Source organism: Allobosea sp. 05T422_2 (assembly GCF_056396265.1).
The window spans coordinates 1-13,080 of sequence record NZ_JBFTLD010000187.1; the positions used below are offsets into that span (position 1 = coordinate 1).

A 13,080-nucleotide genomic window follows, 5' to 3' on the forward strand; every position below is an offset into this window, starting at 1 on the left:
ATCATGCCCTGGCGCCACCAGTTCTGGACGAGGCTGGGATCCGCCTCGACCCCGGCCCGATTGAAGCCGTAGAACGGACCCGCCGCGAGATCGGTGTAGAACGCGCTGCGATTGGCGGCGAGGCTCCGCCGAAAGCCGTCGAAGACCTCGAGCGGCAGGCCGCCGGGATTGCGGTCCGTCTTGACCATGATCGGCGGGACCGCGCCGATGAGGACGAGCTTTGCGGTGCGGCTCCGGCCATGGCGCGCGACATAGCGCGTCGCCTCGCCCCCACCCGTGGAGTGGCCGATATGAACGGCGTTGCGCAGGTCGAGATGCTCGATGACGGCCGCGGCGTCGGCGGCGTAATGGTCCATGTCATGGCCCTCGCTGACCTGGCTGGAGCGGCCATGTCCACGCCGGTCGTGAGCGACGACCCGGAAGCCCTGCGCCAGGAAGAAGAGCATCTGGGCGTCCCAGTCGTCCGAACTGAGCGGCCAGCCATGGTGAAAGACAAGCGGCTGGGCCGATTTCGGGCCCCAGTCCTTGTAGAAGATCTCGACGCCATCCTTGGTCGTCACGTAGTTCATGCGTTGGCTCCTTCTGCTGTTGTGAGGGGGCGCGATGGCGGGTTGTGCGAAAGCAGGGAACGGAAGCGCTCCGGCCGCCGCCATGCCGGCCGTGCCGCGCAGGAGATCCCGCCGAGTGAGGTCGGGCGGGCAGGAAAAGGCTTTGTTCGGCATCGACGCCTCCAAGGCTAAAATATTCAGCGACGACCTGAAGACTTCAGGAAGACGAATTCATCGCAGACGCCCCGAACCGTCGACCCCGAAACCGCAGAAACACTCACGCAACAAGCGGTTTTCGAGGCAATTCGATCCTGAAGTTATTGTCGTTTTCGATCAATACGCCCCAGGTCGATCCACTCTATACAGAGGTATAGGATATAATACCTTTCGCATGATTTGATTTCAGCGCAGACCGGCCCAGCTTCGGATCATCCAAATGGAGGTCCACATGGGAAAACTGTCGAGCAAGATCGCCGTGATCACCGGCGGCAATAGCGGCATCGGCTTCGCGACAGCGCGTCTCTTCGCAGCCGAAGGCGCGAAGGTCGTGATCGTCGGACGGCGCGAAACCGCAGTCAACGAAGCGGTCACGGCACTGGGGCGTCAGGTCATCGGCCTTGCCGGTGACGTTGCCGATGTCGTCACGCATGAGCGTGTCGCCGCGCTGGTCGCGGAGCGGTTCGGAAAGGCCGATATCTATGTGGCGAATGCGGGCGGCATCCGCATTCAGCCCAGTTCCGCCGTGACGATGGCTGACTATGACGCGCAATTCTTCACCAACGCGCGCGGCACCTTCTTCGGTGTGCAGACGATGGCCCCCTTGCTGCGTGATGGCGGCGCGATCCTGCTGACGAGCTCGGTCGCGAGCCGCAAGGTGCTGGAGGGCCACGCGGTTTACGCTGGCAGCAAGGCCGCGATCGAGGCGTTCGCCCGCAACTGGGCGCTGGAGTTCAAGGATCGGCGCATCCGCGTGAATGTGCTCAGCCCCGGCCCGACCGACACACCGATCCTCGCAAAGCTCGGCGTCGCTCCCCAAGCGCAGCCGCAGGTCGAAGCGCAGGCCGCACGGATGATCCCATTCGGCCGGATGGGCAAGGCCGAAGAACTCGCGCAGGCAGCCCTCTTTCTCTGCTCCGCCGAGGGCGCATTCGTCACGGGCGTCAACCTCGCCGTCGATGGCGGCATCTCGCTGACCTGATCGCCGCAGAGGCCCTACGCCCTCCCCCGCGCCGAAAATCCCGATGATCGCGGCGCGGCGGCGGGATTGCCGCGCCCTCGCCTTCGTCAAGGCTGGAGCATCCCCGCCTTTCCCCCGGGAGCGGCGCTCCAACTCCGCGTCACCTAGGCCGCCTGCGCCTCGCGCAGTCCGACGGGCAAGGCCTCCCAGGCCCGGATCAGTTCGCCGATGGAGGCGACCTCCATCTTCMGCATCAGGTTGCCCCTGTGCAGCTTGACCGTTACCTCGCTGATGCCGAGGTCGAAGGCGATCTGCTTGTTGAGACGGCCGCGCGCGACCTCCTGAATGATCTCGCGCTCCCGCGGCGTCAGGGTCTGCAGGCGCTCGGCATGGCCCTTGACCCTCGCCGCTTCCGCCCGTCGCGCCGCATCCAGCGCAATCGCGGCGCTGACGGCGTCCAGTAGCGTCTGGTCGCGGACCGGCTTCTTCAGGAAGTCGACCGCGCCGGCCTTCATGGCCTGAACGGTCATGGGGATGTCGCCATGCGCGGTCAGGAAGATGATCGGCTTGGGATGTCCATTCGCTGTCAGCTGGCGCTGGAGGTCGAGCCCGCTGGAGCCGGGCATGCGCACGTCGAGGATCAGGCACCCCGGCTTGTCGAGTGCGCCGGTCTCCAGCAAGGCCTGTGTCGATCCAAACGACACCGCCTGGAAGCCGGCCGACAGCATCAGCTCGGACAACGCTTCTCGCACCGAAGCGTCGTCATCGACGATGATGACGAGGGGCTGCTCCGCCTCGGCCTGGCGCTGGGCCGAGCGCGGCACGGAATTTCGGGCAAGCGAGCGGTCAACGRTCATGTCCACCTTCCACCTCTCTATTGACGCAAGGCTCTGGCGATCGCCGTGAGCAGGGCCTGGCCGTCGAAGGGCTTGCAGAAGAAGCTCTCCACGGCGCGCGCCCTGATCTGCCCGGCAATCTCGTGGCGCCCGGTGATGAGAAAGACCGGCAGGTTCGGGCGTTCCCGGTTTACGAGGTCACGCAGCTCGAAGCCGTCCATCCCCGGCATTCCGATATCCGTGATGAGGAGATCCAACCCGGAGAGGCCCGCCCCGATCAGCCCTGCCGCGGAGGGGAAGCTGCGAACCGCATAGCCGGCCGACTCGAGCAGGTCCTCGAGCGACTCGAGCAATCTCGGATCGTCATCGACCACGGCCACGACATGTCTCTGCTTGCTCACGCTCAGGCTCCTCCCATCCGGCGCGAATGCTGGATCGGGATTTCCAACCGCTCCGCAATTCGCACCAGGTCGGCGAGCGATGACGCCGACATTTTCTGCATGACGTTCCTTCTGTGGATCTGAAGGGTGACTTCGCTGATGCCGAGCGCGGCCGCCGCCTGCTTGTTGAGGAGCCCGCTCACCACGAGAGGCAGGACTTCGCGCTCCCGAGGGGAGAGCTCGCGATAGCGCTGCCTCAGCAGTGCGAGTTCGCCGCGCTTCGCCCTGGTTTCCAGATCCTGCGCGATCGCCGCGCGGATCGCGCTCATGAGCGCCACATCGCTGRAGGGCTTGGTCAGGAAATCGACGGCGCCATGCTTGATGGCGGCGACCGAGGACGGAATGTCGCCATGCCCCGTGATGAACACGATCGGCGGATGATTTCCCTGTGCGATCTGCCTTTGCAGCGCGAGCCCGTTGATATCGGGAAGCTCGACGTCGAGGATCAGGCAGGCCGGGAGATCAGGCTTGTCCGCACCGATATAGTCGCCAGCCGTCTCGAACGGGATGGACGGGACGCCGTTTGCCGCCAGCAGCTCGCCCAGCGCCTCCCGGAGAGCGGCGTCGTCGTCGACGATGAACACGATTATATCGTCAGCGGTCATGATCCGCCTTCGTTTCAACGGGCAGCGTGAAGATGAACGTCGCCCCGCCGGGCTGATTGTTCTCGGCCCAGAGACGTCCGCCATGGGTTTCGATGATTGTTCTAGAGATGGCCAAGCCCATGCCCATTCCATTGGGTTTCGTTGAGAAGAACGGCTCGAACACCTTTTCAGGCGCTCCGATGCCCTCGCCCGTGTCCCGGACTTCGGTGCGGATGAGATCGTCGGCGCGCAGGCAGCGGATGCGAAGCACCCCGCGCTGCGCTGGCTCCATCGCCTCCAGGCCGTTGCGGATCAGGTTGACGAGAACCTGCTGGATCTGGACCCGGTCCAGGTCCAGCGGCGGAAGCCCGGCCTCGACGTCGATCTCGATGCGGATGCGGCGCCGGGCCGCCTCTTCCGTCATCAAACCCCGGGCCTCTTCGAGAATGGTGCCGAGCTGGCAGGGGTTTCGCGCCTCGCCCGTCTGCCTGAACAGGGCGCGGACCCGACCGACGACGTCGGACGCGGAATTCGCATCGCGGATGATGCGCTCGACGGTCTTCTGCGCCCGCTCCAGATTGGGCGGGTCCGAGGTGAGCCAGCGCTGGCAGGCATGGGAATTGGCGACCACGGCGGCGAGCGGCTGGTTGACCTCATGGGCAATCGAGGCGGAGAGCTCCGCAAGGCTTGCGGCCTGGGCTGCGCGCGCCAGGCGTTCCTGCGTGAATGTCAGCGCTTCCTGTGCGCGCACCTGATCTTCGATCTCGAAGCAGATGCCGTTCCACTGGACGATCTCCCCCTCGACATTTCGCATCGCCGCGGTTCGCGTCTCGACCCAGCGATACGCGCCATCAGCCCGGCGGAGGCGGTGTTTCATCGCATAGGAGGAGCCCGTCGCCAGCGAGAACCCATATTTCTCTTTGACGTCGGGGAGGTCGTCGGGATGGATGATCGTCTCCAGGGTACCGGCCAGTCGTGTCTTGCCCTCCTCATCCTTGTCCCCGAGCCCGAAGCCGAGAAACTCGCGCAGCTTCTCGCTTCGATAGATCGGCTCGCCGTTCGGTGCGGCGCAGTAGATGAGGGCCGGCAGCGTCTCGACCAACTGACGCAGCGAACGTTMGCTCTCCCTGAGCGCCTCCTCCACCCGAAGCTGATCGTCGATGTCGTGGGACAGGCCGTGCCACTGGATGATGCTGCCGCCTTCATCGCACAGCGGCTCCGCGCGTCCGTCCATCCAGCGATAGACGCCGTCATGGCGGCGCAGGCGGTAGCGCATCGAGAAAGGTTGGCCGCAGAGCAGGCATTGCTTCAGTTCGGCCCATAGACGCTCGGCGTCGTCGGGATGGATGGCGGCCTTCAGGGCTGCCGCGTAAGGCTCCGTCTGGGGCTGTTCAAGACCGCCTTCGTCAAGACCCAGGAAATCGAGGAAGCGGCGGTTGAAGAAATTCGGCTCCCCGGCGGGCGTCAACCGCCAGAGGAAGCTCGGCACCAGATCGACCAGCCGCGTCAGTTCCTGCTTCCGGAGGTGCAGCTCCGTCTGCGTGGTGATCAGGTCATGGATATCGACGGATACGCCGTACCAGCGGACGATCTTGCCTGCGTCGTCACGCAGGGCTTCCGCACGCGTTTCAGTCCATCGATAGCTGCCGTCGGCTCGATGCTGAAGGTATTTGATATTGTAGGGCGTCGCCGTCGTGACGGATTTGATGAAGGTCTGTTCTGCCAGTTCCAGAAAATTGGGGTGGATCATCTTCCTCAACGAGAGGGCCCCATCCGGCGCCGTGACCGTCTCGAGCGTGGCGCCAGTCACCTCCATCATCCGCTTGTTGAGATAGGCGGGCCGGCCTTCCGCCGTCATGCTCCAGATCATGGCCGGGACCGTGTCGATCAACTGCGCGAGATGCTGCTCCCTCTCGCGCAGGGCGGCCTCGGTCTTCTTGTAGACGTCGATGTCGATCGAGGTGCCGAACCAGCCCGTGATGCGCCCCTCGCCATCCCGCGTCGGCCGCGCCGAGATGCGGTGCCAGACATAATGTCCGGTCGCGCGCAGCATCCGGTACTCGATGTTCCACGGCTCTCCCGTCTTCAGACAATGGCGCAGGGTCGAGGCGGCCCTGTCGACATCCTCGGGATGGACACCGCGCATCCAGCCGGCCTCGCCGCCATCGATGAATTCGCGCTCGCCGAGGCGGCGGTTGAGATCCTCCAGGGCCATGTCGATGGCGATCTGGGCGGCGGGGGTCACATAGGTGAACTTGCCCATCGCGTCGAAAGCCCAGGCCTTGCCGTGCAGGCTCTCGATCACCTTGGCTGCGCTGACCGCGTCCACGGTCTCGCCGAGGGATTGCGCGATGGTCCAGCGGTCGCCCGGCCTGGAGACCATGGCGTCGACATTCACGCTGACGCCATAGCCCGGCTCGGCACGGAGCTCAGTCCAGCGATAGCTGCCGTCCAGCTGGCGCAGCCGATAGCTCGTCACCTGGGGCACGCCGGTCCAGAATGCGTAGGCCGCCGCCTGTGCGATMGCAGCCCTGTCCTCCGGGTGGACGGCGCTCTCGATCGCCTCGCCCGGAGCGGTTCCGATCCCGTCCGGACGGCCAGGCACCTGCCGCGGTGCTGTCCCGATCCGAGCGCTGCGGCTGGTGGGCTCGGGGAAGACGAGGGCGGCGATGCAAGCGGCAACCAGGAGGAATGCCCCGAGCGACAGCGCGGCCTCCCGTATGGCGCCCGGGTATAGCAGGGCGGCGACGGTCGCACCGGCTAAGGCGGTGAGCAGCGCGGCCCAGAGCGCCACAAGCAGATAGCCGCGCGCATGGAGAAAGACTGCACCGAGCGGAGCCAGGAGGCCGAAAGGAGTGCCGGTCAGCCAGCATGCTAACAGACCCAGAGCCAGCGTCCCGACGATCAGGGCCGACGGCGTTCGATGAAGCGCTGCGATCATGGTCGGCTGCTCCCTCCGGAGACGGAATGCCTGGAAACCGTCACAGCTTCACTAGCACCAGTCCTCGAAGACACGGCTGGCAAACTCAGCGAAACCTAACGCTGGGACGGCTGCGCCGCACTTATGGAAATCCATGACTTGCACGTCGCCGTGCAAGCGGCCGGTCGCAGCGGGTAGCCGCCTCTCCTGCCGTTGCAACGCCACCGGGGCGTGCCGGTCCAGGCAGGGGTCCGGGACCGGGCGGGGATGAGCGCGCGCCAGCACCCGGCGCAGGATACCCGCCGCCGCTTTCCGCCTGGGCCCGTTGTGGCCTAGGCGGGCATGGCCAGCGAAAGACCGCTTGCACCGCATTGGTCATGGATCAGGTCTATGATCTCGTTCCTGGCGGATATCCCCATGGCGAGGCTCGCGACACGGAACTGCAACTCCACCTCGATTGCAGCCGCATCGATGGCCTTCAGGACAACGGCCGGCGCCGGGTCCTTGACGATCCGGGTGCTGGTTTCGAGCACGGAGCGCATGACGTCCTCGACGACGCGTGGCCTTTGCCCCGCGGCAAAGCGCAGGCTCAAGGTGATGAGATGCGACTCGTCAGGGCGGCTCAAGCTGGTCAGGCTCTGTTTGGCGAGCACGCTGTTCGGCAGCACGACGACATTGTTCACCCCGGTCAGCAGGTTGGTGGAGCGCCAGTTGGTTTCGGTGACACGGCCCGCAGTGCCGTCGCTCAACTGGACCCAGTCGCCGATCGCATAGGCCTTGCCGAGCGTCAGGGCGATGCCGGAAAAGACATCCCCGAGCGTGTTCTGCAACGCCAGGCCCAGGATGACGGCGACGACACCCGAGGTTGTCGYCAGGGTGGCGATCGGCATGCCGAAGACGAAACCCATGACCGACAGCGCCACGCCGAGATAGATGACGGCAATGGCCATGTCCAAGATGAGGTGGGCTTCCCGCGGCTTGCGATTGAGCCTGACATAGATGTGGATGAAGCCGATGATCGTCCAAGCGAGATGGGTCCACCAGAGGATCAGCGCCKATTTGGCGAGCAACGCGGCAAAACCCTCGGTGTAGATGCGATCGGGCTGATGTGGAGCGATGCCTCCAATGCCGAGCATCAGGCTCATGCCGGTGAAGAACAGGATCTGGACGATCAGGCGACCGGTCGGTCGGTTGCAGCCCTGAACGTGCCACACGACGATGCCGGCAGCACCGAGCACGTTGATCAGGACAAGCGACAGGAAGTGGTCATCACCGAACATGGGGGATTCACCGATAGCGGTTGGTCATGTCGAAGGACGGCCAGGCACCGGATCGGGCGCCCGGATCGTGCAACCGGATCGGGAAACCGGATCGTCCACCTGGCCTGTCCCTCTATTTCTTGAGCGGGAATGTCAGCTCCTGCTGGGCGGTATCGACCACGAAGACCGCGAGGAGCTTTGCGGGTTGCGTCTTGCTGGCATTCTCGCTGACGCCGTGGCGGTCTCCCGGCAGCTCCGAAAAGCTTTCGCCGGCCCGATAGTCTTTGACGGGGCCATCATTGACCTGACTGCGGATCACCCCTTCGAGGACGGTCGCGTAGATGAAGGCGGAGGTCGGATGGGTGTGGCCCTCCGAAAAGCCGCCCGGAGCGTATTCCACGAGAACGCCCCTCATGCTCTTGCCGGGCACGTTCGGCAGGACGTGGTCATAGACCAACGTGACCTTTGCGCCCTTTCCGCCACCGGGCGTGTCATGCGCAAGGGCCGGCCCCGACAGGAGGGCCGTCAACACGACCGCAGACCCTAACAGCTTGATCATATCCAGAGTCCTTTCATGGTTCAGGCACCGGGCCGTCTCAGATGAGGCCCATGCGCAGGTGGTTACTTTCGCGGCGCTGCAGCGAACCAGCGATCGAACTCGATGCGGCCGAAGCGGGGCTTATCGTCGGAGACGAGTGAGCCGTCCTCCAATCTGGTCCCGAAATACTGGGCTTCCGGATCTGCAACGACGGCGCGGCTGTCTCCGATCGCCTTGAGGTAGCGCGCGACGAAATCGCAAAGCCGCGCGCGCTCCGGGCCGGCGATTTCGATGATGCCATTGGCTGGGGCGGCCAGAGCGGCCTCCGCCACGAAATCGGCGACATCGTCGGACGCGATCGGCTGCAGATTGCCCGTCGACAGACGGGTCGTGTCGCCGACCGTGCCGGCCTGGGCGATGCCGCCGAGGAATTCCAGGAACTGCGTGGACCGCAGGATCGTGTAGGGAATGCCGGATTCCCTGACGATCTTTTCCTGCGCGACCTTGGCGCGGAGATAGCCGCTATCGGGCAGCCGGTCGGCGCCGACGATGGAAAGCGCGACATGGTGCTTCACGCCGGCTTGCCTTGCCGCAGCCATCAGGTTCCGGCCCGAAACCTGGAAGAATTCGAGCACGGCCTTGTCCTCGAAGGACGGTGAGTTCGCGAGGTCGATCACGACCTCGGCCGCCTTGAGGGCCTCTGCCAGACCTTCCCCGGTGATCGTATTGACGCCGGTATTGGGGGCAGCCGCAATGACCTCATGCCCCTGCTTGCGCAGGCGCTCCGCGGTCTTCGATCCGATCAGTCCGGTGCCACCGATAATGATGATTTTCATGAGATGTCTCCTTTCGCGGCCGTCCATGCGGCACGCCGTTCGATAGACCCTGAGTGCGAACGGCCTCATCGAGGCCGGGCTCGTCGGCCAAACCGGGCATGGGCTTGAAGGCTGCACACCCTGGTTCGKCCCCACCCCAAAAGGTGGTCAGTAGTCCCAGAAGACCGGGACGAAGCGGAAGGCATCCCCCTCGACCGCCACGCGGCCGACAGAGGGGAACGGCAGGTGAGTGGCCACCAGCTGCTCGCCGGTCGCGGCGAGCTCCGTCAAAAGGCGGACACGAACGCGGGCCGCCTCCTCGGGGTCGTGTTCGAAACCGTTGTGCCAGTCGGGGTGGTCGAACCCGACCGCGAAAACGGCATCTCCGGCGAATGTCAGGCGATCTGCGCCGGATGCCAGGCGGACGACGCTGTGCCCGGGCGTGTGGCCGCCGGTGCGATGGACGACTACGCCTGGCGCCACCTCGTGCTTCTCATCGAACGGCCGCAACTGCTCACGGTAATCTTCCGCGAACCGCTTGGCGGCCGACCGAAGCGCATCCGGGAAACCCGCCGGCATGTTGACGTGTGTGAAGTCGGGCGCCTCCCAAAACTTCACCTCGGCGGCCGCCACATGGATCCGCAGGTCCGGACGCAGCCGGTCCTTCACCCCGTAGACGAGGAGCCCGCCGATATGGTCCATGTGCATATGGGTCAGCACCACGTCGGTGACCGACGCGAGATCGATGCCGGCCGCCTCCAGTCGCCTGACCAGCTGCCCGGCCCGCGGCAGGTTCAGGTTCGGGTCCAGGCCCAGCCCGGCGTCGATGAGGATAGTCTGGCTGCCACTGCGGACCACGACCACGTTCAGCGACCAGTCGAAAGCGTCGGGCGGCAGGAACATGTCGTTCAGCCAGGCTGCCCGCGCGGCCGGCTCGGCGTTGTGTCCCAGCATCTTGGTGGGAAGCGGCAGCACCCCGTCGCTGACCGCCAGCACGTCAATCTCGCCGATCCGTACGGCGTAGCGCGACGGCACCAACTCTTCGGGCCCCGGCTTGGCGGGGCGTGAGGCGATGTCCAGGCTCATGTCTGTCTCCTACTGACCACCGTTCCATTCACGGTATCGACGACGCTAGGTTGAGCTGTCCAAGCGGTCGATTGGGTCTGAGGATAGGGTGAACCATACCATGTTATAGGTCCGCACCAGCTGACGGGGTGTCGAATACTKGGCGAATTCTGCGACACGGCGGCGGACCATCGGTCGCGAATGGCGATCGCCGGAACGCAAGCCGGAGCGTTAGACGCGGCGTCGACCCCTGGCTTCCGGGAGCGCGCCGCCAACCTTGGCTCGGCCCGGGTGATGGAGAAGGCAGGGCTCAAGCGCGAAGCCCTTCTCCGACTTTGGACCGTTCATCCGAACATCAGCGACGAGCCACGGGACTGTTTCAGTTACGCCAGGATCAGATGAGCAGCGTCCTCAGGCAAAGCTTCGCGGCAGAATTCCGATCTGAAACCGTCGCTCACCCCTGCATCATGCGCTGCCGCCTCGGATCGGCAACACGGCGTCGGGCTTCACATCGGCCACCAACGCGTCAGTATGGATCTCCCTGACGCCCGGCAAAAGGCAGGATCACCCACTCCAGACAACCCTGAAATAGCGCTAGGCTTCAGCCTCATGGACCTGCCCGATCTTCCGCCTGACTACGCCTTTCCGCGCCTGCCCCGGACCCAGGAGGCCAGCGACTTCGCCTTCGAGGCCAAGCGCGAAGCGATGGGGCCTCATATCCGTCGCCGCTGGCCCTGGGACGAGGCATTCCAACGGGGCCTTCACCAGCGCCGCGTCGAGGACAAGCCGTTCTTCCTGATCACGCGCGCCGGCCAGTCGATCGGGACGCTATCCCTGATGGTGATGCCGGACCATGTCCGGTTCGGCGAATTCTATCTCCTGCCGGCCCTCCACGGACAGGGCTCGGGCACGGCCATTCTGCGTCATTGCCTTGCGCTCGCGGACGCGCTTGCCCTGCCCGTGCGCCTGGAACACCTCCACTGGAACCCGGTTCGCTCGCTCTATCTCAGGCATGGCTTTGCGGAGACAGGGCGTTCCGAGACCCATTGCTTCCTGGAGCGACCGGCTCCTCGCAGGCCCGCCTGAACCCGGGTTCGGCCGCACCAGCAGAGGGTATTTTTGCGGTAGGCCGGACCGCGTCAGGCCACCGGATGATCAGCTCGAATGATCAGAAACGATGGACGCCGGGCATGGTCAGCCAGTTTCGGCCATTGCTGCAATGAAGCAGGATCGGGCCCGGGTTTGAGGAGCCGGTGGATGATCAAGCCAGCGTCGATCAGGGCATTTACGTAGCTGGCGACGGTACGATGTTCCCTTGGTGTGTCGGCACCGAGCCAGCGTACAAGCCGTGGTCCCTCATCAAGATAGCAATCCACYGGCCAATGCTGCCGGGTGCCGTCAGCCGCCTCGGCCCATTGCCGGGAGGCGCACGTCATAATCGGGTGCTCAACAGAGAGAATGAAGCTTCCTCCTTCTCTCAACCACCCTCTGACACGTCTCGACAGTGTCACGAATCATGGATGTAGTGCAGAGCAAGTCCGCTAACGACGACATCAGCGCTGCGATCGGGAAGCTCGACATCCTCGATCCGGCGTATCTCATAATACGCACGAGCGTCGCCACCGAGCTTGATCGCCTCTCGGATCATCTGCTCCGAAGCGTCGAAGGCCTTCACCGAACGCACGTCTTGTTCGAGAGCCAATCGTGCCAAGCCGCCGGTACCGCAACCCAGGTCAACGACATCCTTTCCTTGAAGCGGAGGCATCAGCGATAGGAGCGCGGGCTGCTCGATAACCTCATTGGGACGCCCTGGTCGGGATCGCAGTTTGCCATAGGCAACGCTGACCAGAGGATCATCGTAGAGCGCTCGATCGACCATGTTCAGTGCTGCTCCCGTTGTCGGAGCGCATGATGAAGGCGACGAGCCAGGCCCGCAACGGGCGATCCTGCCTCTTCGATTCCGGTTCGCAAGCTGACGTCTCATCAGGCGCCAGCCTGTGATTGCCCGCCCCTGGCAGATCGGGGATCAGGTCGAACCGCGTCGCCAGAATTCCGATCCGAAATCGTCGCTCCGCCCTGCGCCATGCGCTGCCGCCTCGGATCGGCAGCAGGGCATCAGGCTTCACATCGGCCACCGATGGGTAGGTATGGGTTTCCGCGACGCCCCAACCCGGTCAGCCTTGGTAAAGCCGGTCGGACCCGACGTCCTTCACAGGCGGAATCGGCTGGCCGGGATGCTCGACGCAGCAACCAGCTTCTGCGCGGCGATGAGCGCCTCCAGGCGATTATGGGCGTTCAGCTTGGCCATCAGCGTGGTCATGTGGCTCTTTACGGTCTTGTTGCTGAGCGAAAGCTCGCGCGCGATCTCGCTGTTCATCATCCCGCAAAGCAGGAGCCTGACGATCTGCTCCTCGCGGACGCTGAGCCTGTTGCAGGCCGGCTTCTGTCGTTCGAGCGCCTTGTCCTTCAAGGCGCAGATCAGCTTGGTCGCGAACGAGGGACTGACATAGACATCGTTCCGCTGCGCGCATTGAAGGGCCTGAATGAGGTCGTCTCCCGGGCCGCCTTTCAGGACATAGCCCTTCGCCCCGGCATCAAGGGCCCCGATCGCATCATCCGTGCTGGCCGAGGCCGTGAACACGATGATCTTCGTCTTGGGGGAGATCCTGGATGCCTCCGCAATCGCCTTGAAAACATCCCCTGCCATGCCCAGATCGACGATCATATCATCGGGCTGATGGGTGCAGGTGATAGAGACGATATCGTCCGCAGCATTCCCGGTCGCGGCGAGCGCGAAACCGCCCCGTTGCTTCAGAAACGCAGCGATCCCCTCCATCAACATCGGGTGATCATCGACTATAGCGATCGATCGGTCCGCCATGACCATGCCCCCATAGA

13 protein-coding genes are annotated in these 13,080 nt (G+C 64.5%); 2 read left to right on the top strand and 11 right to left on the bottom strand.

Translation table 11 applies throughout. The features are described 5' to 3' along the window. Positions 1-569: alpha/beta fold hydrolase (locus AC1DJT_RS25380; protein ID WP_476835123.1), on the bottom strand; the 569-nt coding region annotated here is incomplete at its 3' end. A 427-nt stretch (positions 570-996) separates the two neighbouring features. Between AC1DJT_RS25380 and AC1DJT_RS25385 the strand changes: the two genes are divergently transcribed. Further along, on the top strand, positions 997-1,746 hold the full coding sequence (locus tag AC1DJT_RS25385; RefSeq protein ID WP_476769710.1) for an SDR family NAD(P)-dependent oxidoreductase: 750 nt from the start codon (positions 997-999) through the stop codon (positions 1,744-1,746). 143 nt (positions 1,747-1,889) lie between these two features. On the opposite strand, the gene AC1DJT_RS25390 is transcribed toward AC1DJT_RS25385, so the two are convergent. From AC1DJT_RS25390 to AC1DJT_RS25425, 8 genes are all read right to left on the bottom strand, one after another. After that, positions 1,890-2,582: a response regulator transcription factor gene (locus AC1DJT_RS25390; protein ID WP_476835124.1), complete on the bottom strand. Its 693-nt coding sequence runs from the start codon at positions 2,580-2,582 to the stop codon at positions 1,890-1,892. Positions 2,583-2,599: 17 nt separating this feature from the next. Next, positions 2,600-2,962: a response regulator gene (locus AC1DJT_RS25395; RefSeq protein WP_069881415.1), complete on the bottom strand. Its 363-nt coding sequence runs from the start codon at positions 2,960-2,962 to the stop codon at positions 2,600-2,602. A gap of 2 nt (positions 2,963-2,964) precedes the next feature. Continuing rightward, positions 2,965-3,606 carry a response regulator transcription factor gene (locus AC1DJT_RS25400; RefSeq protein WP_476835125.1) on the bottom strand — a complete coding sequence of 214 codons (642 nt, stop codon included), beginning with the start codon at positions 3,604-3,606 and terminating at the stop codon, positions 2,965-2,967. Further along, positions 3,596-6,526 (bottom strand): PAS domain-containing protein, encoded by a 2,931-nt coding sequence (locus tag AC1DJT_RS25405; protein WP_476835126.1) that lies wholly within the window; start codon positions 6,524-6,526, stop codon positions 3,596-3,598. The genes AC1DJT_RS25400 and AC1DJT_RS25405 overlap by 11 nt, the downstream gene beginning before the upstream one ends. 311 nt (positions 6,527-6,837) lie before the next feature. After that, positions 6,838-7,785, bottom strand: a complete 948-nt coding sequence (locus AC1DJT_RS25410) for a mechanosensitive ion channel family protein (protein ID WP_476835127.1) — start codon at positions 7,783-7,785, stop codon at positions 6,838-6,840. Positions 7,786-7,897: 112 nt separating this feature from the next. Further along, positions 7,898-8,323 carry a cupin domain-containing protein gene (locus AC1DJT_RS25415; protein WP_441506929.1) on the bottom strand — a complete coding sequence of 142 codons (426 nt, stop codon included), beginning with the start codon at positions 8,321-8,323 and terminating at the stop codon, positions 7,898-7,900. 62 nt (positions 8,324-8,385) lie between these two features. After that, on the bottom strand, positions 8,386-9,138 hold the full coding sequence (locus AC1DJT_RS25420; protein WP_476835128.1) for an SDR family oxidoreductase: 753 nt from the start codon (positions 9,136-9,138) through the stop codon (positions 8,386-8,388). Between the two features lie 147 nt (positions 9,139-9,285). After that, entirely contained in the window at positions 9,286-10,203 is a 918-nt protein-coding gene (locus tag AC1DJT_RS25425) for an MBL fold metallo-hydrolase (RefSeq protein WP_476769714.1), read from the bottom strand. A gap of 588 nt (positions 10,204-10,791) precedes the next feature. On the opposite strand from AC1DJT_RS25425, the gene AC1DJT_RS25430 reads away from it, so the two are divergent. Beyond that, the gene (locus AC1DJT_RS25430) at positions 10,792-11,268 is read left to right on the top strand and encodes a GNAT family N-acetyltransferase (RefSeq protein WP_441506932.1); all 477 of its coding nucleotides are present in this window, start codon (positions 10,792-10,794) and stop codon (positions 11,266-11,268) included. A gap of 421 nt (positions 11,269-11,689) precedes the next feature. On the opposite strand, the gene AC1DJT_RS25435 is transcribed toward AC1DJT_RS25430, so the two are convergent. After that, complete coding sequence (locus tag AC1DJT_RS25435; RefSeq protein WP_476832873.1) at positions 11,690-12,166, bottom strand: class I SAM-dependent methyltransferase; 477 nt, start codon at positions 12,164-12,166, stop codon at positions 11,690-11,692. Between the two features lie 225 nt (positions 12,167-12,391). After that, the coding region (locus AC1DJT_RS25440) for a LuxR C-terminal-related transcriptional regulator (RefSeq protein ID WP_476835129.1) at positions 12,392-13,080 on the bottom strand (689 nt) is incomplete at its 5' end.